The sequence below is a fragment of the Gryllotalpicola ginsengisoli DSM 22003 genome (assembly GCF_000419445.1).
Classification (GTDB): Bacteria; Actinomycetota; Actinomycetes; order Actinomycetales; family Microbacteriaceae; genus Gryllotalpicola; species Gryllotalpicola ginsengisoli.
Map to the genome: position 1 here is coordinate 636,763 of NZ_AULK01000001.1, position 25,375 is coordinate 662,137.

The window sequence follows — 25,375 nt, forward strand, 5'->3', positions numbered from 1 at the left end:
GCCCCGAAGTCTACCGAGCGGCGTCCCGCCGCTTCTCCAGCCGGAGCGGGGCGACGTCGAGCGCGGCCAGGGCGTGCAGCGCCGCCGCGATCGCCGGCACCTTGGACGCGCCATCCGTCGTGACCGCGTGGATGGTGCGCCGATCGCGGTTCGTCGTCGGCCGCAGCACCACGCCCTCGGGCACGCGCGTGGTCGCCAGCGCGAGCTGCGGTACGAGCGCGACGCCGATGCCTGCGGCGACCATGCCGAGCACGGCGGCGAAGTTGTCGGTCTCGTACGCGATGCGCGGGGCGAAGTCGGCGTCCTGCGCCACCTGCAGCAGGTGGCCGCGGCAGCGCGGGCAGCCGGCGATCCACGCCGCGGCGGCCAGTTCGCGCACGGGCACGGCCCGGCACGAGGCGACGGGGTGATCGGATGGCACGGCCGCCAGCATCTCGTCGCGCCAGAGCGCCTCGACGGCGAGCCCCTGCGCGCTGTCGCGGTGCGGATCCACCCGGTCGCCCGGGTAGCTGAACGTGACGGCGAGGTCGGCGGTGCCGGCGCGCACGGCCTCGACCGCCTCGGGCGGCTCGTCCTCCACGTAGCTGACGGTGAGGCCGGGATGCGCCGAGGTGAGCGCCTGCAGCAGCCGCGGGACGACCGTCGCCGACGCGGTCGGGAAGCCGACGAGGCGCACCCGCCCGCTGCGCAGCCCGGCGAGGTCGGCGAGCTCCCCGGCCGCCGCGTCGAACGCGGTCGTCACCGCGCGCGCATGCCGGGCGAGCACCTGACCGGCCTCGGTGAGGCGCACGCCTCGGCCGACCCGTTCGGCCAGCGCCAGTCCGAGCCGCTGCTCGGCGCGGCGCAGGTGCTGGCTGATGGCGGGCTGGCTGTAGCCGAGCGCCGCCGCGGCGGCGGTGATCGACCCGTGCTCGGCGATCGCGCCGATGATGCGCAGGGTCTGGGCGTCGAGCTCGGGAAGGTCGTCGGCGACGAGGGTCATGCCGCGATTATAACGTCGCGTTATGGATTCCATGCGGGTGCTGTTCTTGTGTGATGTGTTGCCGGTCCGTCACGCTGGAGCGGTGATCCCCCTCGCCGACGCCCGGGCCGAATTCGCCGCCGACACGGGCTACCTCTCCGCCTGCACCATGGGCCTCGGCGCCGCGCGCGTGCGGCGGGCGCTGGCCGAGGACCTCGAGCTGTGGGGCGCAGGCTGCGCCACCGCGGTGCGGTACGAGCAGGCGATCGCCCGCAGCCGCGCCGCGTTCGGCCGGCTCGTCGGCGTGCCCGCCGGGCAGGTCGCGATCGGGTCGCAGGTCTCGGTGCAGGTCGCCCAGGTGGCCGCCGGCGTCCCCGACGGCGCCGAGGTGCTCTGCGTCGACGGGGACTTCAGCTCGGTGGTCACCCCCTTCGTGCAGCAGGCCGCGCGGGGCGTGCGGGTGCGGCACGTGCCGCTCGAACGGCTGGCCGACGCCGTCGCCGGCGACACCTGGCTGGTCGCCTTCTCGCTCGTGCAGTCGGCAAGCGGGGCGATCGCCGACGTCGAGGCGGTGCTCGAGGCATCCGCTCGCCACGGCGCCCGCACGCTCGTCGACCTGACCCAGTCGGCCGGCTGGCTGCCCTTCGACGCGAGCAGCGCCGACGTGACCGTGACCCACGCGTACAAGTGGCTGTGCGCGCCGCGCGGGGCGAGCCTGATGACGGTGGGCGATCGGATGCTGCCGCTGATCCCCTCCGTGCAGGCGGGGTGGTACGCGGGCGAGGCGGTGTGGGACTCCTGCTACGGCCCCTCGATCGAGCTCGCAGCCGACGCCCGGCGGTTCGACGTCTCCCCCGCCTGGCAGGCCTGGGTGGGCGCCGCCGAGGCGCTCGAGCTGTTCGCGGACGTCGACGCCGCAGCGGTGCACGCCCACGACGCCGGACTCGGCGACGCGCTCTGCGATGCGCTCGGTCTGCCGCAGCGCGGCCAGGCGATCATCACCTGGGCCGACCCGGACGGCCGCGCGCTCGCGGCGCTCACCGCCGCCGGGCTGGTGGCGTCGGGCCGCGCGGGCAACGTGCGGGTCGCGTTCCACCTGTGGAACGACGAGCGCGATGTCGCCCGCGTCGTCGACGCGGTGCGGTAGTCCCTCGGGCCGAGCCTGTCCTCTTCCCGCCTCGAAGCGAGCGAGCGCCCCGCGAAACCTCGCCGCGGGGCGCTCGTGGCTCGTGTCGTGCTAGTTCAGCCCGACCTGGTCCGCAGCGTAGCTGGCCTGGGCGGCGGTGAACTTGCTGCCGGCGGACGACGTCAGCTGATCGATGAGAGAAGTGCGCGAGAAGCCGATTCCGGAGGACATATATCCCTTCGCGGCGGCCACGGCCTGCGCGTTCCAGTCGGCACCGGAGTGCGCCACCGCGTACTGGGCTTGCGCGGCGGTGAACTTGCTGCCGGCGGACGACGTCAGCTGATCGGTCAGCCCCTGCTCGGAGAAGCCCATGCCGGAGGACAGATACGACTTGGCGGAGGTGACCGCCTGGTCATTCCAGTCGGCACCGCTGTTCGCCACGGCCCACTGTGCGTCGGCTGCAGCGAAGCCGTTGCCGCTCGAGGATGACAGCTGGTCGATCAGCCCCTGCTCGGAGAAGCCCATGCCGGAGGACAGATAGGCCTCGGCGGCGGTGAGCGCCTGCAACTGGGAAGCGGTGCCGGATGCTTTCGCCTTTTTGGCGGCGGAGGTCGCCTTCGGTGCAGAAGTCGCCTTCGCGGCGGAGGTCGCCTTCGGCGCGCTCGAAGTGCCGGACTCGGCGGCGGAGCCGCTCTCTTCGGCTGCAGGCGCTGCCGACGCGGCCGAGGCGCCGGTCGCGGCCGCATCCGTCTGGGAATCGCTTGCCGCCTCGCCGCTGTACACGTTGAGGAAGACGATGCCGAGGATGAGGGCGACGATGCTGAGGCCGGTGCCGGCGCGGACGCGGCGCCCCTTGCGGAGCAGGCCGATGCCGCCGAGCAGAATGCCGACGGCTGCGAGGAAGATCCCGAAGCCCGCAGCGTGCGGGATGAGCGCGAAGACGATGCCGACGACGCCGAGCACAACCGCCCAGGTTCCGAGCACGGCCTTGGACTTCTTCGGTTCCGGCGCCTGCGGAACCTCGGGCACCGGTGCTTGCGGTGCGGGCGGCCCGGCGACGGGGGTGGTGTGACTCATTGCTGCCTTTCGAATACACATTGCTTGTTGCTAAGCAAATGCATTGAAAACGCTACGCGCAGAGTGTTTTTCGCACGTCCCCCACTTCACGTGCCAACTGCTCGCGGGTCTCCATTCGCCGCTGCGCGGCGAGTCGACCGGCGCGACCGGCGGGTCTCCATTCGCCGCTGCGCGGCGAGTCGACCGGCGATCTCAGGGGCTGCGCGGCGAGTCGACCGGCGGGGGCTAGGAAGCCTTGACCGGGTTGCGGAGGATGCCGAGGCCCTCGATCTCGACCTCGACCGTGTCGCCCGCGACGAGGGGGCCGACGCCGGCGGGCGTGCCGGTCATGATCACATCGCCGGGCAGCAGGGTGAACGCGGCGGAGGCGTGGGCGATGATCTGCGGGATGCCGAAGATCAGGTCGCCGGTGTTGCCGTCCTGCCGGATCTCGCCGTTGACGCGCACCTGCAACGCGGCATCCGTCGGGTCGAACTCGGTCTCGATCACAGGGCCGAGCGGCGCGAAGGTGTCGAAGCCTTTCGCCCGGGCCCATTGGCCGTCGCCGACCTGCAGGTCGCGCGCCGACACGTCGTTGCCGATCGTGTAGCCGAACACGTAGTCCAGCGCCTTCTCGACGGGCACGTTCTTGGCGACCTTGCCGATCACGGCGACGAGCTCGCCCTCGTGCTCGACCCGCTGCGAGATCGCGGGCAGCACGATCGGCTCGTTCGGGCCGATCACCGCGGTGTTCGGTTTGAGGAACAGCAGCGGCTCCTTGGGCGCGTCGCCTCCGGTCACGCTCTTCATCTCGGCGACGTGGTCGTGGTAATTCTTGCCGACGCCGACGACCTTCGAGCGCGGGATGACCGGGGCGACGAGCGTGACCTCGGTGATCTTCGCCCGCTCGCCGGTCGTGTCGTACCCGGCGAACATCGGGTCGCCCTTGAGCAGCACCCACTCCTGCGCCTCTTCGTCGAGCACGCCGTAGGCGAGCGCGCCCTCGTGGCTGAACCGGCCGACCTTCATCGCGAGGCCTCCGCATCCAGCCGGTACAGCCAGCCGTGGCGATCCTCGGCGCGGCCGTACTGGATGTCGGTGAGCTCCTTGCGCAACGACATGGTGAGCTCGCCGGCCGGGGCGTCGGGCGAGCCGATGGTGAAGTCCTTTGCCTTCAGCTGCGCGATCGGACTGACCACGGCGGCCGTGCCGCAGGCGAACGCCTCGACGATCTCACCGCTCTCGGCGCCCTCGCGCCACTCGTCGACGGTGATCGGCCGCCGCTCGATCGCGTGGCCGCGGTCGGCGGCCAGCTGCAGCAGCGAATCCCGGGTGATGCCGGCGAGGATGCTGTCGGAGTCGGGGGTGAGCAGGGTGCCGTCCTTCTTCACGAGCACGATGTTCATGCCGCCGAGCTCCTCCAGGTACTTCCCCTCGAGCGCGTCGAGGAAGAGCACCTGGTCGCATCCGTGCTCGTACGCCTCCTGCTGCGGCAGCAGGCTCGCGGCGTAGTTGCCGCCGGTCTTCGCCGCCCCGGTGCCGCCGTGGGCCGCGCGCGCGTACTCGGTCGAGAGCCAGATCGAGACCGGCTTCACGCCGCCCTTGAAGTAGCTGCCGGCCGGCGAGGCGATCACGAAGTAGTAGACCTTCCGCGCCGCGCGCACGCCGAGGAACGCCTCGGCCGCGAACATGAACGGGCGCAGATACAGGCTGGTCTCGCCGCCCCCCGGCACCCAGGCGGCGTCCTGCGCGACGAGTTGCTTCAGCGACTCGAGGAACAACTCGACCGGCAGCTCGGGAAGGGCGAGGCGCCGGGCCGAGCGCTGCAGGCGCAGCCCGTTCTGGTCGGGCCGGAAGCTCCAGATCGAGCCGTCCGCATGCCGGTACGCCTTCAGCCCCTCGAAGATCTCCTGGCTGTAGTGCAGCACTGCCGCCGCCGGGTCGAGCGAGATCTTGCCGTAGGGCTCCACCCGCGGCCGGTGCCACGAACCGCGCTCGCTCCAGTGGATCTCGACCATGTGGTCGGTGAAGAACTGCCCGAAGCCCGGGGCGGCGAGGATCTCGGCGCGCTCTTCGTCGGAGCGGGGAGCGGGGTTGCGCAGCACCTCGAACTGCTGCGCGGTGACGTCGGTGAGCGGGAGCGACATGGGCATGATGAAACCTTAACCGAGCAGGCGGACGATCGAGTCGCCCACCTCGGCGGTGGAGCGGCCGGGGGCGCGGGTGGCGAGGTCGGCTCGCACGGCGGCGGAGACCAGGGCCGCGGCATCCGTGAACCCGAGATGGTCGAGCAGCAGGCCGACCGACAGGATGGCCGCCGTCGGGTCGGCGAGCTGCCGTCCGGCGATGTCGGGCGCCGAGCCGTGCACCGGCTCGAACATGCTCGGGAAGGTGCCGTCGGGATTGATGTTGCCCGACGGCGCGAGGCCGATGCCGCCGCTGATCGCGCCGGCGAGATCGGTGAGGATGTCGCCGAAGAGGTTGTCGGTGACGATCACGTCGAAGCGGGCCGGGTCGGTGACGAGGAAGATCGTCGCCGCGTCGACGTGCAGGTAGTCGACGGCGACGTCCGGGAACTCGGCGGCGACGCGGTCGACGGTGCGCCGCCACAGCGAGCCGGCGTGGGTGAGCACGTTGGTCTTGTGCACGAGCGTGAGCTTGCCGCGGCGAGCGGATGCCTGGGCGAAGGCGAACCGCACGACCCGCTCCACCCCGAACGCCGTGTTCACGGACACCTCGTTCGCGATCTCCTGCGGCGTGCCGGCGCGGATGATGCCGCCGTTGCCCGCGTACGGGCCCTCGGTGCCCTCGCGCACGACGACGAAGTCGACGTCGCCGGGCTCCCGCAGCGGGCTGCTCACGTTCGGGTAGATCGTCGTCGGGCGCAGGTTCACGTAGTGGTCGAGCTCGAAGCGCAGCCGCAGCAGCAGGCCGCGCTCGATGTTCGCATCCTTGAGGCGCGGGTCGCCCGGCACGCCGCCGACCGCGCCGAGCAGGATGGCGTCGGCGCCCTTGATCCGCTCGAACTCGTCGTCGGGCAGCACCTGGCCGTCTTCGAGGTAGCGGCCGGCGCCGAGCCGGTACTCGGTCTTGGCGAAGGTGACGTCTTCGCCGGCGGTGACCGCGTCGAGCACCTTGAGCGCCTCGGCGACCACCTCCGGTCCGATGCCGTCGCCGGGGATGACTGCGAGTTCGATGGTGCGTGGCATGTCGTCCAGGCTATCGGCGCACGCGCTACCAGTTGGCCCACCAGGGCTCTTCCATATCGGCGTACTCGGCGATCACCGCCTCGAACTGGGCCCGGTCGGCGGGCACCTCGCCCTGCACGATGGACTGGTGCGCCTCCGTCCAGATCTTGGGCATGCGCGCTTTGAACTTGGCGCGCAACAGCTTGACGGCCCGCTCGTCGGCGGTGCGGGCCTGCTGCTCCTCGAGCGCCGCGGCCGCCTCCTCCACGGCATCGTGCGGCGGCGCCTGTTGGCGGTACCACTTCAGGAAGGCGACGGCCAGTTCCTCGTCCATGATGACGACGCGCCGCCGTTGGTGGTTCCTCACCACGACGGGCGCGCGGGAGGCGGCATCGGCGGTGGCCGCCCAATGCCGTGAAACCCAGGTAGAACTCAGCTCGCGCACGCTGCGAAAAATACGCATTTTGCGAACCGCCCCGGGCGACTCGTGCTGGGGCTGGGGAAAAGCCGAGCCGGGCGCGGCGACGGGCTGGGGAGAACCGGGCTAGAGGGCGACTTCGCCGGCGACCACGGTGGCGGTGCCGCCGCCGACCCAGATCGTTCCCGCGTCGTCGAGCGATACGTGCACCAGGCCGTCGCGGCCGATGGCGTGGCCCTGCCCGGCGAGGTACGGCGCGGCCAGCCGGCCCGACTCGATCAGCCAGCGCGCCAGGCCCGCGTTGAGCGAGCCGGTCACGGGGTCTTCGGTCACCCCGAGCTGCGGGATGAACGCCCGCACCTCGATCGCGCGCTCGTCGCCGTCGAGATAGCGTGCGAAGGCGCCGACGCCGTGCTCGCCGAACGCGTCGAAGCGCGGCTCGAGCGCGAGCAGCTCGTCGACGGTCGCGAGCTCGACGGCGAACCAGCCGGGCCCGTTGTCCACCCACTGCGACGACACGATCGCGCTGCGGTCGATGCCGAGGGCGACGGATGCCTCCTGCAGCAGCTCCTCGTCGACCGCGCCGGAGCGCCGCAGCGCGGGCGCCTCGAACGACAGCACCTCGCCGTCCCGCCGCAGCGTGACGAGGCCGATGCCGCACTCCTGCACCACGACGCCCTCGCGCGCGGGCGCCCCGCCCGCCTCGAGCCACGCGTGCGCGGAGCCGAGCGTCGGATGCCCGGCGAAGGGCAGCTCGCCGCCCGGGGTGAAGATGCGCACCCGGTAGTCGGCGCCCTCGGCTTGGGGCGGCAGCAGGAAGGTCGTCTCGGAGAGGTTCGTCCAGGTCGCGAATTGCTGCATCGCGCCGTCGTCGAGCCCCTCGGCGTCGACGACCACGGCGACGGGATTGCCCCGCAGGGGCTGGCGTCCGAAGACGTCGGCCTCGGTGTAGCGCCGCAGGCGAGGCATCCGTGTGCCCGCTACTCGGTGATGTCGATCTCGATCAGGCGGTCCGCGGCGATCGTCGTGCGCACCCGATCGAGCAGCTCGGCGGGCACCGGCGAGTCGACGGTCAGCACCGACAGCGCCTTGCCGCCCGCAGCGTCGCGCGCGATCTGCATGTTGGCGATGTTGATCTGCGCCTCGCCGAACGCCTGACCGTAGACGGCGACGATGCCGGGGCGGTCGTCGTACACCATGACGACGTGGTGCCGGTCGAGCGGCACCTCGATGTCCCAGCCGTCGATGCCGATGATCTTCTCGACCATCTTGGTGCCCGACAGGGTGCCCGCGACCTGCACGACGGAGCCGTCGGCGAGGATGCCCCGCAGGGTGGTGCGGTTGCGGTAGTCGCGGCTCTCGTCCGCGGTCGTCAGCGCCACCTCGATGCCGCGCTGCTCGGCCAGCTGGGGCGCGTTCACGTACGACACCCGGTCGCTCACGATGTTGCTGAAGTAGCCCTTGAGGGCGGCCAAGCGATACACGCTCACGTCGTAGCCGGCGAGCTCGCCGCGCACGTCGACCTCGAGGCTGGTCAGCGCCTCCTTGCCGGCGAGGCCGGCGAGCACCTGGCCGAGCTTCTCGACCAGGCCGATGCCGGGGCGCACGAACGGGTCGATCACGCCGCCCGCCACGTTCACCGCATCGGGGACGAGGTCGCCGCCGAGGGCGAGGCGCACCGAGCGGGCCACCGAGACGCCCGCCTTCTCCTGCGCCTCGTCCGTGGAGGCGCCGAGGTGCGGGGTGACCACGACGTTCGGCAGAGAGGTGAGCGTGTCGTCCTTGGGCGGTTCGCTGGTGAACACGTCGAGGCCGGCGCCGGCGATCGTGCCGGCCTTCAGCGCCTCGGCGAGCGCGGCCTCGTCGATCAGGCCGCCGCGGGCGACGTTGACGATGAAGGCGGTCGGCTTCATCAGCTTCAGCTGCGCGGTGGAGATCATGCCGGTCGTCTCGGGCGTCTTCGGCATGTGGATCGTGACGAAGTCGCTCGCGGCCAGCAGCTCGTCGAGCGGCAGCAGCTCGACGCCGAGCTGCTGGGCCCGGGCGGCCGAGACGTACGGGTCGTAGGCGACCACCTTGACGCCGAAGGCCTGCATGCGCTGAGCGATGAGGGTGCCGATGCGGCCGAGGCCGATGATGCCGAGCGTCTTCTCGAAGAGTTCGACGCCGGTGTACTTGGAGCGCTTCCACTCCCCCGCGGCCAGCGACGCGTGCGCGGCGGGGATGTGCCGGGCGAGGCTCAGGATGTGGCCGATGGTGAGCTCGGCGGCGGAGATGATGTTCGAGGTCGGCGCGTTCACGACCATGACCCCGGCGGTCGTCGCTGCGGCGATGTCGACGTTGTCGAGGCCGACGCCGGCGCGGGCGATGACCTGCAGCTGGGGCGCGGCGGCGATCGCCTCGGCGTCCATCTTGGTCGCGGAGCGGATCAGCACGGCGTTCGCGTCGGCCAGGGCGGCCAGCAGCGCGGGGCGGTCGGTTCCGTCGACGGAACGGACCTCGAAGTCGGGGCCGAGGGCCTCGACCGTGGCGGGGGACAGTTCTTCGGCGATCAGCACGACCGGGTTCGACATGCCTCGACTTTACCGGGCCGAAACAATCGCCCTGAACCGCCGCGTCGGCCGTGGCCGGGAGCGCCCATCGTGTACGAATGGAGCGATGACCGACGCCTCATGGTTCGTCGCCCTCTTCCGCCGCCTGACGGAGGGGCGGCTCACGCCGTGGGTCAAGCACATTCCGACGGTGGTCACCTTCGCGGCGGCGCTCGTCGTGCTCGCCTGCACACGGATGCCGGTGGCGTCGGAGCCCGCGCTGGCGTGGTCGCTCGTGCTCGAGGCCCTCGCCACCGCCGCGGCGCTGCTGCTGCCCTGGCACCGGCTCGACGTGCGCTGGTCGATCCTGATCCCCTGCGCGACGTTCGTCGCGATCGCCCTCTTGCGGCTCGCCACCGGGGGCGGGGATTCGCCCTTCGGGGCCCTGCTGATCATCCCGGTGATCTGGGTCGCGTCGGAGCCCGGCGCGTGGAATCCGCTGATCGCCGGCATCGGCACCTGCTTCGCGCTGCTCGTGCCCGAGTACCTGGGCGGCGACGCGATGCCGCTGTGGGCGATCGCCCGCGACTTCCTCACCCCGTTCGTGTACATCGTCGCCGCCGTGATCATCAACGAGGTGGCCCGCCGGCTGCGGGAGGCCGCCGAGGAGAGGGAGCGGGTGAAGGACGAGTTCCTCGGGCTCGTCTCGCACGAGCTGCGCAACCCGCTGACCAGCGTGCTCGGATACCTCGAACTGCTGCGCGTCGCCCCCGACCCGCTGACGGAGGCGCAGCGCGGCTACATCGACGTCGCGGAGCGGAACGCCAAGCGGCTGCAGCACCTCGTCGGCGACCTGCTGTTCACGGCGCAGGCGGGCGCGGGGGCGTTCCGTCTCGACGAGCGGGAGATCGACCTGAACGACGTGGTCGGGCAGGCGGTCGAGTCGGCCGGGCCGATGGCCGAGGAGGCGGGGGTGCAAGTGCGCACCGAGCTCGCGGCATCCGTCGCCCTCGTCGCCGACCCCGAGCGTCTCGGCCAGGCCGTCGACAACCTGATCTCGAACGCGATCAAGTTCACCCCGGCGGGCGGCACGGTCACCGTCGCGACCGGGGCGGACGAGGACGCCGTCGAACTCAGCGTGCGGGACAGCGGCATCGGCATCGCCCGCGAGGAGCTCGAGCACCTGAGCGAGCGGTTCTACCGCGCCTCGAGCGCCACCTCGCACGCGATCCCCGGCATCGGCCTGGGGCTCACCGTGGTGCGCAGCATCGTGGCCGCGCATGGGGGAACGCTGCACATCGACAGCGAGCTCGGGCGCGGCACGGTGTTCACGGTGCGTCTGCCGCGCGGCCGGTGAGCTTCCGCCACAGGGCGAACACCACCGCCTGCAGTGCGGCGACGATGCCGACCAGGTAGGCGATGCGGTCGACCGCCGGCCACACGCCGGGCGGTGCCGGAATCACGTGCAGCGACTGCAGCAGCAGGATCACGATCGCGGCGATCGCGGCGCCGCGTCCACCGCCGGAGACGCCCAGCCACGGGATCGCGACGATCAGCGCGACGAACGCCACCGCCAGACCGAACAGGGCGATGCCGTTGGAGACGAGCCGGGCGCGCGGCAGGCCGGGCGGCATCCGGTACGCCTTCTGCAGGTCGGTGAAGCCGCCCTCGGTGAAGGCGATCTCCGCGATGAACACCACCACGGCCAGCAACACGATGAGCGGCCCGAGGGCCCAGGCGAAGAAGCCGAGGAGGAGCACATCGAGCGCGGCGTCGCTGCGGCTGTCGGCGGTGACCGGCGGCACGATCGACGCGGCCATCACGCTGGTGACCACGATGTGCAGCACGATGACGAGCGCGACCTGCCACCAGCGCAGCAGGGCGTCGTGCTTCTTGCCGCGACGGTCGACGGTGCCATCGCCGCCGAACTGGGCGAAGGCCTGCGCGCAGCCGACGAGCGCGCACGTGATCACCACCGGCCAGAGGTTCTCCTCGCCCTCGAAGCGACCGTGCTGCGTCGGCAGCCACAGCGCGACGGCGACCCAGCCGCCGACCGTGGCGACCGCGAGCACCCACCATCGCGCAGCGAGCGACGGATGCCCGAGCCAGCCCCGCGCGACGGCGAAGAGGTGCCGGAAACCGCCCGGCGGCGCATCCGTCACCCGGTCAGTGCCGCCGTCCCCCCGCACGCTGCCCGTCACGCCTCATTTCTAGCGTGCGGTCCCCCGCTCGCGCGACGTCGCCGCGCGCTCTCCCGAGCCGACCCCTGATGGTGCTTTGCCACGGGATAACGCCTTCCCGGGTCGCCTCGAGGGAGCTAATCAGGGTGCACTCTCCCCGCACAGAGACACGTCGCGGCCGATTCGCCACAACTGCCCACGCCGTCGGGGAACGCCGGCGCGCGAGCGGTTCAAGGTAGCCGGCTATGAAGACACCCCGCCCCCTACCGGAACCGCTGACCGCCGCCCCGTTCACCGTCGCGGACGCCGATGCCTTCGGGATCGCCCGCGGTCGCCTACAGGCCGCCGACCTGACCGCCCCGTTGCGGGCGGTGCGCATCCCCCGGCACGTGTTCGACGCAGCCGACGACGCGGGCAAGTTCGAGCTGTTGTGCAAGGCGTACAGCGCGAAGATGCCGCCCGGCTGGTTCTTCAGCCACGTCACCGCGGCCCGCATCCTCGGCGTGCCGGTGCCCCTCCGCCTCGAGCTGCCGGAGGTGCACGTCACCTCGCGCACACCGGGGTCGCGTCCCCGCGGCCGCGACGTGCACGGCCACTGCGCGCCCGACGCGGAGACGAGCCGATTCTTCGGCTACCGGGTGCGCGTTCCCGCGGAACTGTGGTGCGAGTTGGCGCCGATGCTGACGGTCGACGAATTGATCGCCGCGGGTGATCGGATGCTGTCGGAGAAACCGTTCCTGCTGACGACCCGGCACCATCTCGAGGCCGCCGTCGCCGCCCACGGCTCCGGGCGAGGGGCCCGCGCCCTGCGCGAGGCCCTGCCCCAACTGCGCGAGAACGTGTGGTCGCCGAAGGAGACGTGGACCCGTCTCGTGCTCCTCCGCGCAGGCTTGCCCGAGCCCGAACGAAACCGGCGCATCTATGACCGCTCCGGCAGGCTCGTCGCCATCGGCGACCTGGTCTACCCGCAGCACAAGGTGCTGATCGAGTACGAGGGCGAACGATGGCACCGGGACGCGCGCTCCCTGATCGACGTCGACCGGTTCAACCGGCTCTCCATCCTCGGCTGGACGATCGTGCGGGTGCGCAAGCACCACAGTGCCGCCGACGTCGGTCGCATGGTGCGCGCCGCCCTGGTCTCGCGCGGATGGCGCGGCTGACCTGCCGAGGCGACCCGTGATGGGGTTCAGAACGCGCTGACGGCCATCACGGGTCGCCTCGGCGTGCGCATCCGCGCACTACGAGCAGAGCCGTCTACGACTACGCCGACGTCAGCGTGCGACGCTGCCGTCGACAGGTGCGCCGGGCGAGGACCGGCGCACCGGACGAGCAGAGCCGTCTACGACTACGTCGATGTCAGCGTGCGACGCTGCCGTCGATGTAGTCGTCGTCGGTGTTCGAGTTCCAGGCGAACAGGGCGCGTAGCTCGCGACCCGTCTTCTCGATCGGATGCTGCTCGCCCTCGGCCCGCAGACGCAGGAACTCCGGGGCGCCGGCGTCCTGGTCGGCGATGAACCGCTCGGCGAAGGCGCCGCTGCGGATGTCGGCGAGCACCTCCTGCATGTGCTCCTTCACCGCGGGGTCGATGACGCGCGGACCGGAGACGTAGTCGCCGTACTCCGCCGTGTCGGAGACCGACCAGCGCTGCTTGGCGATGCCGCCCTCCCACATCAGGTCGACGATGAGCTTGAGCTCGTGCAGCACCTCGAAGTAGGCGATCTCGGGCTGGTAGCCCGCCTCGGTGAGGGTCTCGAAGCCGTACTGCACGAGGTGCGACACCCCGCCGCAGAGCACGGTCTGCTCGCCGAACAGATCGGTCTCGGTCTCCTCGGTGAAGGTGGTCTTGATGCCGCCGGCGCGCAGGCCGCCGATCGCCGCCGCGTACGAGAGGGCGAGCGGCCAGGCGGAGCCGCTGGCGTCCTTCTCGACGGCGACGATCACGGGCACGCCGCGACCTGCCACATACTCGCGGCGCACGGTGTGGCCCGGGCCCTTGGGCGCGACCATGACGACGTCGACGCCCTCGGGCGCCTGGATGTACCCGAAGCGGATGTTGAAACCGTGCCCGAACAGCAGCGCCTTGCCCTCGGTCAGCTGGGGCGCGATGTCGTCGGCGTACAGATGCCGCTGCACCTGGTCGGGGGCGAGGATCACGATCACATCGGCCCAGGCCGCGGCATCCGCGTTGCTCTTCACCTCGAACCCGGCCTCGGTCGCCTTCTGCACCGACTTCGAACCCTCCTTGAGGCCGATGACGACCTCGACGCCCGAGTCGCGCAGGTTCTGCGCGTGGGCGTGGCCCTGCGAGCCGTAGCCGATGACCGCGACCTTCTTGCCCTGGATGATGCTCAGGTCGGCGTCGTTGTCGTAATAGATCTCTGCCATTGCTTGCCTTCTTCTGTTGGGGGTCTCCATTCACGCTGCGCGTGAGTCGACCCGCGTAAGGGTGGTCAGGACTTGAGCACGCGGTCGGTGACCGACTTGGAGCCGCGGCCGATGGCCAGCAGGCCCGACTGCGCGAGCTCGCGGATGCCGAACGGCTCGAGCACGCGCAGCAGCGCGCCGGTCTTGCCCGAGTCGCCGGTGACCTCGATCACGAGCGAGTCGGTGGCGACGTCGACGACGCGGGCGCGGAACAGGTTGACCGCCTCGAGCACCTGCGAGCGGGTCTGGTTGTCGACCCGCACCTTGATCAGCAGGTGTTCGCGCTGCACCGACTGCGACGGCTCCAGCTCGACGATCTTGATCACGTTGATCAGCTTGTTGAGCTGCTTGGTGACCTGCTCGAGCGGCAGGTCCTCGACGTCGACGACGACCGTGATGCGGGAGAGGCCCTCGACCTCGGTCTTGCCGACGGCGAGCGATTCGATGTTGAAGCCGCGCCGCGCGAACAGGCCGGCGACGCGGGTCAGCAGACCCGGCTTGTCCTCGACGAGGAGGGAGAGAACGTGAGTGCTCATGGCTACTCCTCCCCCCAGGCCGGGCTGTGGTCGCGGGCGTACTGCACGTAGCTGTTGCTGACGCCCTGCGGCACCATCGGCCACACCATCGCGTCGGAGCTGACGACGAAGTCGATCACGACCGGCCGGTCGTTCGTCTCGAGCGCGAGCCGGATCGCGTCGTCGACCTCCTCCTCCTTCGTGACCCGGATGCCGAGCGCGCCGTACGCCTCCGCGAGCTTGACGAAGTCGGGCACCTGCTTGCTGCCGGCGCCGGTGTGCAGCTCGGTCTGCGAGAAGCGGCCCTCGTAGAACAGCGCCTGCCACTGCTTGACCATGCCGAGGGAGGAGTTGTTGATGATCGCCACCTTGATCGGGATGTCGTTGATGACGCAGGTCGCGAGCTCCTGATTGGTCATCTGGAAGCATCCGTCGCCGTCGATCGACCACACCACGCGGTCGGGCTCGGCGACCTTGGCGCCCATCGCGGCCGGCACCGAATAGCCCATCGTGCCCGCGCCGCCCGAGTTGAGCCACGAGTTCGGGCGCTCGTAGGAGATGAACTGCGCCGCCCACATCTGGTGCTGGCCGACGCCGGCGACGTAGACGCCGTCGGGGCCGGTGAGCTCGCCGATGCGCCGGATCACCTGCTGCGGGGCCAGCAGCCCGTCGCTGGTGGGAGCGAAGCCGAGCGGGAACTCGTGGCGCAGGCCGCCCAGCCGCGTCCACCAGTCCGACAGCTCGGGAGCGGCCTGCGCCGCCGCCTCCCGGTACGCGGCGGTCAGGTCGGGCAGCACCTCGGCGAGGTCGCCGACGATGGGCACGTCGGCGACGCGGATCTTCGAGATCTCGGCCGGGTCGACGTCGACGTGCACGACCTTGGCGTCGGGGGCGAACTCGCTCACCTTGCCGGTGACGCGGTCGTCGAAGCGCGCGCCGAGGGCGACGATGAGATCGGATTCCTGCAACGCCAGCACCGCCGGAACGGAGCCGTGCATCCCCGGCATGCCGAGGTGGTGCGGATGCGAGTCGGGGAACGCGCCGCGCGCCATCAGCGTCGTGACGACGGGCGCGCCCGTGGCCTCGGCGAGCTGGAACAGCGCCTGCGACGCCTTGGCCCGGATCACGCCGCCGCCGACGTAGAGTACCGGCCGCTTCGCCTCGGCCAGCAGCTGCGCGGCGGCCTGGACCTGCTTGCCGTGCGCACGGGTGACCGGGCGGTAGCCGGGCAGCTCCACCGCGGGCGGCCAGGAGAACTCGAGGGTGTTCTGCTGGGCGTCCTTCGTGATGTCCACGAGCACGGGGCCGGGGCGGCCGGTGGAGGCGATGTGGTACGCCGCGGCGATCGCGCTCGGGATCTCCTCGGCGGTCTTGACCAGGAACGAGTGCTTGGTCACGGGCATGGTGATGCCCACGATGTCCGCCTCCTGGAAGGCATCCGTGCCCATCAGGGTGGAGAAGACCTGGCCGGTGATCGCCAGCAGCGGCACCGAGTCCATGTAGGCGTCGGCGATCGCGGTGACGAGGTTGGTGGCGCCCGGCCCGCTGGTGGCGACGGCGACGCCCACCTTGCCGGATGCCGCGGCGTAGCCCTCGGCGGCGTGGCCGGCGCCCTGCTCGTGCCGCACGAGGATGTGCCGCACGGCGGACTGCGCCATGAGCTCGTCGTAGAGCGGGATGACGGCGCCGCCGGGCAGGCCGAACACGTCGGTGACGCCGAGCATCTCGAGGGTGCGCAGGATCGCGGCGGAACCGGTGATCCGCTCGGGACGGCGGGCGGAGGCGGGCGGCGCCGGCACGGGGCGCGGCGCGGGCACGGGCCTCGGATCCGTGGTCATGGGTATGAGGCTCCCTTTGGTGCGTGAGGATCAGGTGAAGACGTGCGTCACCAGGTCACGGCGCCCTGAGCGGCAGAGCGCACGAGCTTGGAGTACTTCGCGAGAACGCCACGGGTATAGCGCGGGGGAAGCGGCTGCCAGCCGGAACGGCGGGCTTCCAGCTCCGCCTCGTCGACGATCAGGTCGAGGGAGCGGGCGGCGATGTCGACCCGAATCAGGTCGCCGTCGCGCACGAAGGCGATCGGACCGGCGTCGACCGCTTCGGGAGCTATGTGGCCGATGCACAGGCCGGTTGTGCCGCCTGAGAATCGACCGTCCGTCAACAGTAGTACATCCTTGCCGAGGCCCGCGCCCTTGATGGCGGCGGTGATCGCCAGCATCTCGCGCATGCCCGGGCCGCCCTTGGGGCCCTCGTAGCGGATGATCACGACGTCGCCGTGGTGGATGCGCCCCTCGGTGAGCGCGTCCATGGCCTCGCGCTCGCGCTCGAACACGCGCGCCGGCCCCTCGAACACCTCGGCGTCGAAGCCGGCGGTCTTCACCACCGCGCCCTCCGGCGCCAGCGAACCTTTCAGGATCGTGAGCCCGCCGGTGGGGTGGATCGGGTCCTCGAGGGTGTGCAGCACGTCGCCGTCGAGGGCGGGCGGGTCGATGTCGGCGAGGTTCTCGGCGACGGTCTTGCCGGTGACGGTGAGGGCGTCGCCGTGCAGCAGCCCCGCCTCCAGCAGCGCCTTCATCACGACGGGGATGCCGCCGCGGCGGTCGACGTCGTTCATGACGTACTTGCCGAACGGCTTCAGGTCGCCGATGTGCGGCACGCGCGAGCCGATGCGGTTGAAGTCGTCGAGGGTGAGGTCGACGTCGGCCTCCTTCGCGATCGCGAGCAGGTGCAGCACGACGTTGGTCGAGCCGCCCAGCGCCATGGCGACGGCGATGGCGTTCTCGAACGCGTCCTTGGTCAGGATGTCGCGCACGGTGATGCCGCGCCGCAGCATCTCCACGACGGCCTCCCCCGAGCGGTGCGCGAAGTAGTCGCGGCGGCGGTCGGCCGACGGCGGCGACGCGGAACCCGGGATGGACAGCCCGAGCGCCTCGGCGACCGACGCCATCGTGTTGGCGGTGTACATGCCGCCGCAGGCGCCCTCTCCCGGGGCGAAGGAGCACTCGATGCGCTTCGCGTCCTCCTCGCTCATCAGCCCGGCCTTGCAGGCGCCGACGGCCTCGAACGAGTCGATGATGGTGATCTCCTTCTCGGTGCCGTCGGAGAGCTTCACCCAGCCGGGCGCGATCGACCCGGCGTACAGGAACACCGAGGAGAGCCCGAGCCGCGCCGCGGCCATCAGCATGCCCGGGATCGACTTGTCGCAGCCGGCGAGCAGCACCGAGCCGTCGAGCCGTTCGGCGTTCATCACGGTCTCGACGCTGTCGGCGATGACCTCGCGCGACACGAGCGAGAAGTGCATGCCCTCGTGCCCCATCGAGATGCCGTCGGAGACGGAGATGGTGCCGAACTGCAGCGGATAGCCGCCGCCCGAGTGCACGCCCTCCTTGGCGGCCTGCGCGAGCCGGTCGAGCGAGAGGTTGCACGGCGTGATCTCGTTCCACGAGCTGGCGATGCCGATCTGCGGCTTGTCCCAGTCCGCGTCGCCCATGCCCACCGCGCGCAGCATGCCGCGGCTGGTGGTGGCCTCGATGCCGTCGGTGACGATGCGACTGCGAGGTTTCACGTCGATTTCAGACATGAAACGAGCTTAGTCAGCAGATACGGATGCTTCGCGCGCATCCGCGAGCCGCGTCAGCCACTCGGCGAACGCCGGCACATCGGCCACCCGCTCGGCCGCCCGGGTCTCGCCCGGCCCCACCTTCACGCCCAGGTCTCCGGGCCCGAGCACCGCGAACGCGTCCTCGTCGGTGACGTCGTCGCCGGCGTAGACGACCGTGACGTCGCCCTGCGCCTCGTCGCCGAGCAGCTCGCGCAGGGCGCGCACCCCGTCGCCCTTCGTCACGTCGCGCACCGAGAACTCGAGGATGTCCTTGCCGTCGCGCTCGGTGAATCCGCCGACGTCGGCCGCGGCGGTCCGGGCCGCCGCGTGCAGGCCCGGCACGAGCGACTTGTCCCGCACTCGCCGGGTGTGCACGCCGAAGCCGACCGGCTTGTGCTCCAGGTACGCCTCGGGCACTCCGGCGACGATCGGGGCGAGCTTGCTCTCCAGCGCCACGAGCCGGCCGCGCTCCTCGGCCGACAGGCCGAGGTCGGCGATCGCGCCGCCGATGCGCACCTCGACCCCGTGCGAGCCGATCAGCAGGGCGTCGTCGTCGGCCCCGGTGACCCGCGCCAGCGAGGCGAGCGGCCGGCCCGAGACGAACGCCACCCAGGTGCGCGGCAGCGCGCGCAGCCGGGCGATCGCGGCGGCGGCCGCGGGCACGAGGCGCGACTCGGCAGGGTCGTCGACCAGCGGGCTCACGGTGCCGTCGAAGTCCAGCGCGACGAGCAGGTCGGGGGCCTGCGCGACGCGCTCCAGCTCACTCGCCATAGCTGCCGGCGGGCATGACCCGCTTCGGGATGTCGAGGTTGTTGGCCGGGTCACTGTGGTCCTCGCGCACGAGCGCGTCGAGGAAGGTGGCGCTCCAGCGCTGCACGTCGTGGGTGAGCACCCGCTTGCGCATGGCGCGCATGCGGCGCATCCGATCTCGCTTCGGCATGCGGATCGCGTGCAGCATCGCCCCCTTCAGCCCGTCGATGTCGTGCGGGTTCACCAGCAGCGCCTGGCGCAGCTCGTCGGAGGCGCCCGCGAACTCGGAGAGCACGAGCACGCCGTCCTGGTCGATGCGGCTGGCCACGTACTCCTTCGCGACGAGGTTCATGCCGTCGCGCAGCGCCGTGACGAGCATGACGTCGGCGGCGAGGTACAGGGCGACCATCTCCTCGCGCGGGTAGCCCTGGTGCAGGTAGTGGATGGCGGGGTGGCCGAGCTGGGAGAAGTCGCCGTTGATGCGGCTGACCGTGATCTCCACCTCGTCGCGCAGCTGGGCGTACGCCTCGACGCGCTCCCGGCTGGGGCTCGCGACCTGCACCAGGCAGACGTCCTCGCTGGTCACGGTGCCCTCGGCGAGCAGCTCGCCGAACGCCTTCATGCGGTGCCGGATGCCCTTGGTGTAGTCGAGCCGGTCGACGCCGAGCATCACCGTGCCCGGGTTGCCGAGCTCCTCGCGGATCTCCCGCGCGCGGGCCTGGATGCCCGGGTCGTGCGCGAGCTGCTGGAACATGCTCGCGTCGATCGAGATCGGGAACGGCCGGGCGAGCACGGTTCTGACCGGATGCCCGCGGCGGCCGACGGCGGTATGGCGCTGGCCGTGCTTCTCGGCCGACTCGTCGATCGGCACCGAGATGAGGTTGCCGCGCGTCTCGTAGTTGTACAGGCGCCGCACCGCCCGGGCGAAGTTGCCGGCGTCGGCCACGCGCTGGAAGCCGATCACGTCGCTGCCGAGCAGCCCGTCGACGATCTGGCGGCGCCAGGGCAGCTGGGAGTAGATGCCGTAGGGCGGGAACGGGATGTGGTTGAAGAACCCGATGATCAGGTCGGGGCGCGCGTCGCGGAGCATCTTCGGCACGAGCTGCAGCTGGTAGTCGTGCACCCACACGATCGCGTTCGGGGCGGCCACGGCGAGCGCGGCATCGGCGAAGCGGCGGTTGACGCGCTGGTAGGCGTCCCACCACTCCCGGTGGTAGCTGGGCGGGGAGATCACGTCGTGGTACAGGGGCCACAGGGTGTCGTTGCTGAAGCCCTCGTAGTACTCCTCGACCTCCTTGGCCGACAGCGGCACGGGGATCAGGTCGATCCCGTCGGCGACGAAGGGGTCGACCTTCTTGTCGGCCATTCCCGGCCAGCCGATCCACACGCCGTCGCGGGCGCGCATCACCGGCTCGAGCGCGGCGACGAGGCCGCCCGGCGAGGTGCGCCACACGGCGTCCTCCCCCTCGCCCGAGACGTGGTCGACCGGCAGGCGGTTCGACACGATCACCAACTCGTACTGCTCGTTCTCTCCGGGAATGAGACACCTCCGTACCGTCTTCGCAGGCTATCAGCAGGCCGCGAGGGTGCCCCAGCCGGTCCGCCGCGGCCCGGCCGGGGTTACCGTGGGGTCATGAGCGTTCGCAAGTACGTGCTGAGCCCTCGGCTGGTCGGGTCCGCGCTCGCGGTGGTGCCCGTCATCAAAGCCACCCGCCGTCCGCCGCTCGGCCAGCGCAACTGGGTGCTCTGGCTCGCGTGGGCCGGCGGCCTCGCCCTCGCCGTCGCGACGGTCCGCGAGGAGTCCGCGCGGCGTGTCGGGCAGAGCAATCCCTGACCGCTTGCGAAAATCGGGGCATGTTCGGTCGTAGGAAGCATGCCGCCCCGGTGGTCGCGGCGCCGACGGTGCCGCAGCTCACCGATGAGGTGATCTTCGCGGCCGTGCACGCGCGGGTCGACGCCATGTTCGGAAGCGACGGCGACTGGACGGTGGTCCCCCGCAGCGGCGAGCAGGCCGACCGGCTCTTCCACGACGTGTTCGTGCACTCCCTCGCCTCGGCCGTGACCTCGGGGGTCGCCGCCGCGCGCGAGGCGCTGCACACCGAGGAGGGTGCCCGCGCCGCACTGCGCGTGCCGAAGGCCTCGCCCAGGCCGGCGCCCGAGGCATCCGATGACGAACCGGCCGCCCTGCGCTGGGAGCCGGCGCCGATCACCCGCTGGGCCGACCTGAAGCGACCCGTGACCGGCCCGGTCGCGATCGCCGACGGCGACGACAAAGCCGCGTGATCTAGTCTCGCGCCATGCCCCTGGCGATCGAGGACTATGCCCTGGTTGGCGACTGCTTCAGCGGCGCCCTGGTGGGACGCGACGGAAGCATCGACTGGCTCTGTCTGCCCCGCTTCGACTCCCCCAGCGTGTTCTCCGCGCTGCTCGGCAGCGAGGAGAACGGGCGCTGGCTGCTGGCGCCGACGTCGACGGATGCCTCCAGCGAGCGCCGCTACGACGGCGCCGGTTTCACCCTGGTGACGCACTGGACGACCCCGACCGGCGAGGTCGAGGTGATCGACTGCATGCCCGTCGGCGACCACCGCGCCGAGTTCGTGCGGCGGGTGCGGGGCCTGACCGGCAGCGTCGAGCTGCACCAGGAGCTGCGCCTGCGCTTCGACTACGGCGCCACCGTGCCGTGGATGTCGCAGAACCGCGAGGCGGACCCGCCGGAGCTCGTGGCCGTCGCCGGACCCAACGCGGTCATCGTGCGCGGGCCGGCGCTGACCGGCTCGGACCGCCGGCACTCCGGGGTGTTCACCGTGGCCGCGGGCGAGACGGTCGACATCTCGCTGGTCTGGTACCCCTCGCACCGCGAGCCGCCGCCCGCCGTCGACGTCGACGCGCAGCTCGAGCGCACCCGCGACTGGTGGCGGGAGTGGCTCGGCCACTACCGCAACCCGGTGGAGAGCCGCTTCGAGCCGATCGTGCAGCGCTCGCTGCTCGTGCTGCGGGCCCTCACCCACGAGCACACGGGCGGCATCACGGCCGCCGCGACCACCTCGCTGCCCGAGCAGTTCGGGGGCCCGCGCAACTGGGATTACCGCTTCGTCTGGCTGCGGGACGCGTCGCTGACGATCGACGTGCTCACCCGGCACGGCTTCGAGGACGAGGTCGAGCGGTGGCGGCAGTGGCTGCTGCGGGCGGTCGCCGGCGATCCGGCCGACGTGCAGATCATGTACGGGCTCGGCGGCGAGCGGTATCTGCCCGAGCGGGAGCTGCCGCACCTGCCCGGCTACCAGGGGGCGCGGCCGGTGCGGGTCGGCAACGCGGCCAGCGAGCAGTTCCAGGCCGACGTCATCGGCGAGGTGCTGCTCGCCCTCGACTCGGCCCGGCAGGCGGGCACCGAGGAGTCCGAGGTGTCCTGGGGGCTGCAGCGGGCGCTGCTGGCGCACCTCGAGAAGGTGTGGGATCGGCCCGACGAGGGCATCTGGGAGATCCGCGGCACGCCGCGCGAGTTCACCCACTCGCGCGCGATGTGCTGGGCGGCGTTCGACCGCGGCGTGCGCGCCGTCGAGCGGTACGGGCTGAAGGGCCCGGCGCAGCGGTGGCGCGAGCTGCGCGACCGCATCCGCGCCGAGATCGACGCGCGCCACGTCGACCCCTCCGACGGAGCCTTCGTGCAGTACGCCGGGGCATCGCACGTGGACGCCGCGCTGCTGCAACTGCCGCAGATCGGGTTCTGCGAACCCGACGACCCGCGGATGCTCGCGACCGTCGCCCGCATCGAGCGCGAACTGCTGCATGACGGGCTGGTGCACCGCTACGTCACCGAGACCGGGGTGGACGGCCTGCCGCCGGGCGAGAACCCGTTCCTCGCGTGCTCGTTCTGGCTCGCCGAGCAGTACGCGCGCTCCGGCCGACGCGACGACGCCGAGCGGATGCTCGACCGGCTGGTCGCCCTCGCCAACGACGTCGGCATGCTCTCCGAGGAGTACGCCCCGGCCGAGCGGCGCCAGGCGGGCAACACCCCGCAGGCGCTGTCGCACCTCGCGCTGGTGCGCGCGGTGAACGCGCTCGCCGACGGGGTCACCCGATAGGATCTCGACGTGACCGAACACGCGATCCCGGCCGTCACCCACGAAGACGGCGAGCAGAACAGCCCCCTCATCCGCTTCTTCGCCGCCCGCATCCCCGCGGCGCTCGGTGCGCTGATCGTCACCGTCCTGGTCATCCTGCTGTTCCTCGTGTGGGCGTGGAGCCTCGTGGCCACCTGGTCCAGCCACCCCGGCTGGGGTCTGCCGCTGTTCCAGGTCACCGTGGCCGCCCTGCTCGTCGGCACCGTGGCCGTGTTCACCCGCCGCACCTTCGCCTGGGTGTTGCCCCTGATCGCCGCCGCGCTGTGGGTGCTGTTCTCCGATCTGCCGCTCGTGCCCATCGCGCAGGTCATCCTGCAGGCGGTCACCGTCACGCTGATGGCGTGGACCAGCGTCGTGGCTCTCACCGCCGCCGCATACGCGGAGAAGCCGCGCTTCTAGGGCATTCCTGGCGGCCGCCGCCGCATCTGTCAACCCCCTTCCGAGGCATCCGTCGCCGCTCGTAGCGTCGATGACGCGTGATCGACCGATCAACGCGGGAACGCGAGAGGAGGACGCGACATGTCGATGTCCGACAAGATCAAGCACGCGGCCGAAGAGGCCCAGGGCAAGGGCAAGGAGACGGCCGGCAAGGTCACCGACGACGAGAAGCTCGAGAACGAGGGCCGCGCCGACCAGCTCAAGGCCAACCTGAAGCAGGCCGGCGACTCGGTGAAGGAGGCGTTCGACAAGGGCACCGGCTCGGACGACCGCTGAGCGGCCCGCCGCCCGCGTCGCCATAGACTCGCGCTATGACGACGACGCTGTCACCCGAGACACAGCACCTCGCCGCGAACGGCACCGGCTACGACATCAGCCAGCTGCGCGGCGTCTTCGAACACCACTTCACCTGGGCGACCGCTTTCGAGCGCAACACCCACCGATACGCGAACCGTCCGGCGCTCTCGGACCCCGAGACGGGCCGCTCGTGGACCTACGCCGAACTCGGCAGGGTCGCGGGGCGGCTCGTCGAGGGGCTCCGGAGCGCCGGCGTCGGTGTGGGCGACTTCGTCGCCTACCAGCTGACCAACCGGCCCGAGTTCGCGTTCCTCTACGCGGCCACGCAGGGGCTGCGGGCGGTCGGTTCGCCGATGAACTTCCGCCTCTCCCCCGGTGAGACCGCGTTCATCCTCGACCGCACCGAGCCGCTCGTGTACGTCTACGAGCGCGAGTCGGCGCAGGAGACCGCGAAGGCCCTCGAGCTCGCCGAGCACCGGCCCGCCGTCATCGCCGGCGTCGGCACCGGCGAGCTGCTGCCCGGCACCATCCCCTTCGAAGAGCTGCTCGCGGCCGACGCACCGCCGTTCACCGCCCCCGCGGACGGCAGCGTCTGGGACGAGACCACACGGCTGTACACGAGCGGCACCACCGGCATGCCGAAGGCCGTGCCGCTGACCGGGCTCAACGAGACGCTGTCGGCGCACGACGTGATCATGGCGTTCCCGCTCGGCGCCACCGACAAGACCATGAACATGTCGCCGTGGTTCCACCGCGGCGGCCTGTACTGCGCCGGACCCAACCCCGCGTTCTTCGTCGGAGCGGAGGTGGTCTGCCTGCGCCGCTTCGACGAGGCCGTCGTGCTGGACGCGGTGCAGAACTCGAAGCTCACCTACGTGATCGGCGCACCCACCAACCTGGAGCGGCTCGCCGACGAGCAGGAGGCGCGCCCGCGCGACATCTCCTCGCTGCGCGGCATCGTCACCATGGGGGCGCCGCTCGAGAAGGCCGCCGCCATCCGCTACCAGCGCACCCTCAACCCGCGGCTGATGAACGGCTACGGCACGACCGAGGCGTTCTGGAACACCTTCCTGCGCCCCGAGGACCTGCCGCAGCACGCGGGCAGCGCCGGCCGCGCCTGCATCGACGACGACGTCGCCGTCGTGAACGTGTACGAGGACCGCTTCGCCGAGCCGTCCGACACCGTGCCCAAGGACGGCAAGACTGTCGGTGAGGTGATCATGCGCACGGTGAAGGCCGGCTATGCCTACACGGACGCCGAGCGCACCGCCGAGAAGTTCCGCGACGGGTGGATGTACCCCGGCGATCTCGCCACCTGGGACGAGAACGAGATCGTGACCATCGTCGGGCGCAAGGACGACATGCTCATCTCCGGCGGCGAGAACGTGCACCCCGTGCAGGTGGAGGAGGCCCTCGCCGAGCATCCGGGAGTCGCCGACTCGATCGTGACGGGCCTGGCGGACGAGGAGTGGGGCGAGCTGGTGGTCGCGTATGTGCGCCGCAAGCCCGGCCAGCTCGAGGATCCGCAGGCCGCGGCCGACGACCTCGACGCGCACTGCCGGGCGCATCCGGGGCTCGCCGACTTCAAGCGGCCGCGGCGCTACGCGTTCGTCGACGAGCTGCCGTACACCGCGACCGGCAAGAAGCAGCATTTCATCCTGAAGAAGCAGACCGAGACGGATGCCGCCGAGGGGCGGTTCCTCACGCCCCGCAAGCGGGGCTGACCCTTCGAGACGCGCCTGCGGCGCTCCTCAGGGACCACCCTTCGA

24 protein-coding genes are annotated in these 25,375 nt (G+C 71.3%); 9 read left to right on the top strand and 15 right to left on the bottom strand.

The genetic code is table 11. The features are described 5' to 3' along the window. Nucleotides 1–10: 10 nt before the first annotated feature. On the bottom strand, nt 11–982 hold the full coding sequence (locus H563_RS0103125) for a LysR family transcriptional regulator (protein ID WP_022881156.1): 972 nt from the start codon (nt 980–982) through the stop codon (nt 11–13). An 82-nt stretch (nt 983–1,064) separates the two neighbouring features. On the opposite strand from H563_RS0103125, the gene H563_RS0103130 reads away from it, so the two are divergent. Beyond that, the gene (locus tag H563_RS0103130) at nt 1,065–2,108 is read left to right on the top strand and encodes an aminotransferase class V-fold PLP-dependent enzyme (protein WP_022881157.1); all 1,044 of its coding nucleotides are present in this window, start codon (nt 1,065–1,067) and stop codon (nt 2,106–2,108) included. Nucleotides 2,109–2,198: 90 nt separating this feature from the next. Here the strand turns inward: H563_RS0103130 and H563_RS14705 are convergent, their stop codons facing one another. The 7 genes from H563_RS14705 to serA all read right to left on the bottom strand — a co-directional run bounded on the left by H563_RS14705 (nt 2,199) and on the right by serA (nt 9,322). Next, nucleotides 2,199–3,164, bottom strand: a complete 966-nt coding sequence (locus H563_RS14705) for an Ltp family lipoprotein (protein WP_022881158.1) — start codon at nt 3,162–3,164, stop codon at nt 2,199–2,201. A gap of 225 nt (nt 3,165–3,389) precedes the next feature. Further along, nucleotides 3,390–4,172: a fumarylacetoacetate hydrolase family protein gene (locus H563_RS0103140; protein ID WP_022881159.1), complete on the bottom strand. Its 783-nt coding sequence runs from the start codon at nt 4,170–4,172 to the stop codon at nt 3,390–3,392. Continuing rightward, complete coding sequence (locus tag H563_RS0103145; protein WP_022881160.1) at nt 4,169–5,290, bottom strand: branched-chain amino acid aminotransferase; 1,122 nt, start codon at nt 5,288–5,290, stop codon at nt 4,169–4,171. The genes H563_RS0103140 and H563_RS0103145 overlap by 4 nt, the downstream gene beginning before the upstream one ends. 15 nt (nt 5,291–5,305) lie before the next feature. Beyond that, nucleotides 5,306–6,352: a 3-isopropylmalate dehydrogenase gene (locus tag H563_RS0103150; protein ID WP_022881161.1), complete on the bottom strand. Its 1,047-nt coding sequence runs from the start codon at nt 6,350–6,352 to the stop codon at nt 5,306–5,308. A 25-nt stretch (nt 6,353–6,377) separates the two neighbouring features. Continuing rightward, nucleotides 6,378–6,776, bottom strand: a complete 399-nt coding sequence (locus H563_RS0103155; protein ID WP_155864971.1) for a hypothetical protein — start codon at nt 6,774–6,776, stop codon at nt 6,378–6,380. A gap of 99 nt (nt 6,777–6,875) precedes the next feature. Beyond that, nucleotides 6,876–7,718 (bottom strand): PhzF family phenazine biosynthesis protein, encoded by an 843-nt coding sequence (locus H563_RS0103160; protein WP_022881163.1) that lies wholly within the window; start codon nt 7,716–7,718, stop codon nt 6,876–6,878. Nucleotides 7,719–7,729: 11 nt separating this feature from the next. Beyond that, on the bottom strand, nt 7,730–9,322 hold the full coding sequence (gene serA / locus H563_RS0103165) for a phosphoglycerate dehydrogenase (RefSeq protein ID WP_022881164.1): 1,593 nt from the start codon (nt 9,320–9,322) through the stop codon (nt 7,730–7,732). Nucleotides 9,323–9,407: 85 nt separating this feature from the next. Here serA and H563_RS17205 point away from each other — a divergent pair, with 85 nt between their 5' ends. After that, nucleotides 9,408–10,637 carry a sensor histidine kinase gene (locus H563_RS17205; RefSeq protein WP_022881165.1) on the top strand — a complete coding sequence of 410 codons (1,230 nt, stop codon included), beginning with the start codon at nt 9,408–9,410 and terminating at the stop codon, nt 10,635–10,637. Here the strand turns inward: H563_RS17205 and H563_RS0103175 are convergent. After that, nucleotides 10,609–11,481: a hypothetical protein gene (locus H563_RS0103175; protein WP_022881166.1), complete on the bottom strand. Its 873-nt coding sequence runs from the start codon at nt 11,479–11,481 to the stop codon at nt 10,609–10,611. The two genes, H563_RS17205 and H563_RS0103175, sit on opposite strands and share 29 nt — an antisense overlap. Nucleotides 11,482–11,705: 224 nt before the next feature. Between H563_RS0103175 and H563_RS14715 the strand changes: the two genes are divergently transcribed. Continuing rightward, nucleotides 11,706–12,620, top strand: a complete 915-nt coding sequence (locus H563_RS14715; protein WP_022881167.1) for a hypothetical protein — start codon at nt 11,706–11,708, stop codon at nt 12,618–12,620. Nucleotides 12,621–12,816: 196 nt separating this feature from the next. Here the strand turns inward: H563_RS14715 and ilvC are convergent, their stop codons facing one another. The 6 genes from ilvC to otsA all read right to left on the bottom strand — a co-directional run bounded on the left by ilvC (nt 12,817) and on the right by otsA (nt 20,260). Then, the gene (ilvC, locus tag H563_RS0103185; RefSeq protein ID WP_022881168.1) at nt 12,817–13,845 is read right to left on the bottom strand and encodes a ketol-acid reductoisomerase; all 1,029 of its coding nucleotides are present in this window, start codon (nt 13,843–13,845) and stop codon (nt 12,817–12,819) included. A 65-nt stretch (nt 13,846–13,910) separates the two neighbouring features. Next, nucleotides 13,911–14,420 carry an acetolactate synthase small subunit gene (gene ilvN / locus H563_RS0103190; RefSeq protein ID WP_022881169.1) on the bottom strand — a complete coding sequence of 170 codons (510 nt, stop codon included), beginning with the start codon at nt 14,418–14,420 and terminating at the stop codon, nt 13,911–13,913. A 2-nt stretch (nt 14,421–14,422) separates the two neighbouring features. Next, nucleotides 14,423–16,237, bottom strand: a complete 1,815-nt coding sequence (locus tag H563_RS0103195; RefSeq protein ID WP_027479042.1) for an acetolactate synthase large subunit — start codon at nt 16,235–16,237, stop codon at nt 14,423–14,425. 47 nt (nt 16,238–16,284) lie between these two features. After that, complete coding sequence (gene ilvD / locus H563_RS0103200) at nt 16,285–17,979, bottom strand: dihydroxy-acid dehydratase (RefSeq protein WP_022881171.1); 1,695 nt, start codon at nt 17,977–17,979, stop codon at nt 16,285–16,287. 9 nt (nt 17,980–17,988) lie between these two features. After that, on the bottom strand, nt 17,989–18,771 hold the full coding sequence (gene otsB, locus H563_RS14720; RefSeq protein ID WP_022881172.1) for a trehalose-phosphatase: 783 nt from the start codon (nt 18,769–18,771) through the stop codon (nt 17,989–17,991). Further along, nucleotides 18,761–20,260: an alpha,alpha-trehalose-phosphate synthase (UDP-forming) gene (gene otsA / locus H563_RS0103210; RefSeq protein WP_022881173.1), complete on the bottom strand. Its 1,500-nt coding sequence runs from the start codon at nt 20,258–20,260 to the stop codon at nt 18,761–18,763. The genes otsB and otsA overlap by 11 nt, the downstream gene beginning before the upstream one ends. A gap of 123 nt (nt 20,261–20,383) precedes the next feature. On the opposite strand from otsA, the gene H563_RS0103215 reads away from it, so the two are divergent. From H563_RS0103215 to H563_RS14725, 6 genes are all read left to right on the top strand, one after another. Beyond that, nucleotides 20,384–20,584: a hypothetical protein gene (locus tag H563_RS0103215; RefSeq protein ID WP_022881174.1), complete on the top strand. Its 201-nt coding sequence runs from the start codon at nt 20,384–20,386 to the stop codon at nt 20,582–20,584. Nucleotides 20,585–20,604: 20 nt separating this feature from the next. Next, nucleotides 20,605–21,033, top strand: a complete 429-nt coding sequence (locus H563_RS0103220; protein WP_033209243.1) for a hypothetical protein — start codon at nt 20,605–20,607, stop codon at nt 21,031–21,033. Nucleotides 21,034–21,047: 14 nt separating this feature from the next. Continuing rightward, nucleotides 21,048–22,832 (top strand): glycoside hydrolase family 15 protein, encoded by a 1,785-nt coding sequence (locus H563_RS0103225; protein ID WP_022881176.1) that lies wholly within the window; start codon nt 21,048–21,050, stop codon nt 22,830–22,832. Between the two features lie 9 nt (nt 22,833–22,841). Beyond that, nucleotides 22,842–23,270: a hypothetical protein gene (locus tag H563_RS0103230; RefSeq protein WP_022881177.1), complete on the top strand. Its 429-nt coding sequence runs from the start codon at nt 22,842–22,844 to the stop codon at nt 23,268–23,270. 120 nt (nt 23,271–23,390) lie between these two features. After that, nucleotides 23,391–23,585: a CsbD family protein gene (locus tag H563_RS0103235; protein ID WP_022881178.1), complete on the top strand. Its 195-nt coding sequence runs from the start codon at nt 23,391–23,393 to the stop codon at nt 23,583–23,585. Between the two features lie 35 nt (nt 23,586–23,620). Further along, nucleotides 23,621–25,330 (top strand): class I adenylate-forming enzyme family protein, encoded by a 1,710-nt coding sequence (locus H563_RS14725; protein WP_022881179.1) that lies wholly within the window; start codon nt 23,621–23,623, stop codon nt 25,328–25,330. The last annotated feature ends 45 nt before the right edge of the window (nt 25,331–25,375 follow it).

What these genes read in the sequence shown, in the direction of transcription:
- H563_RS0103125 (WP_022881156.1), bottom strand. Translation starts at nt 982, where the DNA reads ATGACCCTCGTCGCCGACGACCTTCCCGAGCTCGACGCCCAGACCCTG.
- H563_RS14705 (WP_022881158.1), bottom strand. Translation starts at nt 3,164, where the DNA reads ATGAGTCACACCACCCCCGTCGCCGGGCCGCCCGCACCGCAAGCACCG.
- H563_RS0103140 (WP_022881159.1), bottom strand. Translation starts at nt 4,172, where the DNA reads ATGAAGGTCGGCCGGTTCAGCCACGAGGGCGCGCTCGCCTACGGCGTG.
- H563_RS0103145 (WP_022881160.1), bottom strand. Translation starts at nt 5,290, where the DNA reads ATGTCGCTCCCGCTCACCGACGTCACCGCGCAGCAGTTCGAGGTGCTG.
- H563_RS0103150 (WP_022881161.1), bottom strand. Translation starts at nt 6,352, where the DNA reads ATGCCACGCACCATCGAACTCGCAGTCATCCCCGGCGACGGCATCGGA.
- H563_RS0103160 (WP_022881163.1), bottom strand. Translation starts at nt 7,718, where the DNA reads ATGCCTCGCCTGCGGCGCTACACCGAGGCCGACGTCTTCGGACGCCAG.
- serA (WP_022881164.1), bottom strand. Translation starts at nt 9,322, where the DNA reads ATGTCGAACCCGGTCGTGCTGATCGCCGAAGAACTGTCCCCCGCCACG.
- H563_RS17205 (WP_022881165.1), top strand. Translation starts at nt 9,408, where the DNA reads ATGACCGACGCCTCATGGTTCGTCGCCCTCTTCCGCCGCCTGACGGAG.
- H563_RS14715 (WP_022881167.1), top strand. Translation starts at nt 11,706, where the DNA reads ATGAAGACACCCCGCCCCCTACCGGAACCGCTGACCGCCGCCCCGTTC.
- ilvC (WP_022881168.1), bottom strand. Translation starts at nt 13,845, where the DNA reads ATGGCAGAGATCTATTACGACAACGACGCCGACCTGAGCATCATCCAG.
- ilvN (WP_022881169.1), bottom strand. Translation starts at nt 14,420, where the DNA reads ATGAGCACTCACGTTCTCTCCCTCCTCGTCGAGGACAAGCCGGGTCTG.
- H563_RS0103195 (WP_027479042.1), bottom strand. Translation starts at nt 16,237, where the DNA reads ATGACCACGGATCCGAGGCCCGTGCCCGCGCCGCGCCCCGTGCCGGCG.
- ilvD (WP_022881171.1), bottom strand. Translation starts at nt 17,979, where the DNA reads ATGTCTGAAATCGACGTGAAACCTCGCAGTCGCATCGTCACCGACGGC.
- otsB (WP_022881172.1), bottom strand. Translation starts at nt 18,771, where the DNA reads ATGGCGAGTGAGCTGGAGCGCGTCGCGCAGGCCCCCGACCTGCTCGTC.
- H563_RS0103215 (WP_022881174.1), top strand. Translation starts at nt 20,384, where the DNA reads ATGAGCGTTCGCAAGTACGTGCTGAGCCCTCGGCTGGTCGGGTCCGCG.
- H563_RS0103220 (WP_033209243.1), top strand. Translation starts at nt 20,605, where the DNA reads ATGTTCGGTCGTAGGAAGCATGCCGCCCCGGTGGTCGCGGCGCCGACG.
- H563_RS0103225 (WP_022881176.1), top strand. Translation starts at nt 21,048, where the DNA reads ATGCCCCTGGCGATCGAGGACTATGCCCTGGTTGGCGACTGCTTCAGC.
- H563_RS0103235 (WP_022881178.1), top strand. Translation starts at nt 23,391, where the DNA reads ATGTCGATGTCCGACAAGATCAAGCACGCGGCCGAAGAGGCCCAGGGC.
- H563_RS14725 (WP_022881179.1), top strand. Translation starts at nt 23,621, where the DNA reads ATGACGACGACGCTGTCACCCGAGACACAGCACCTCGCCGCGAACGGC.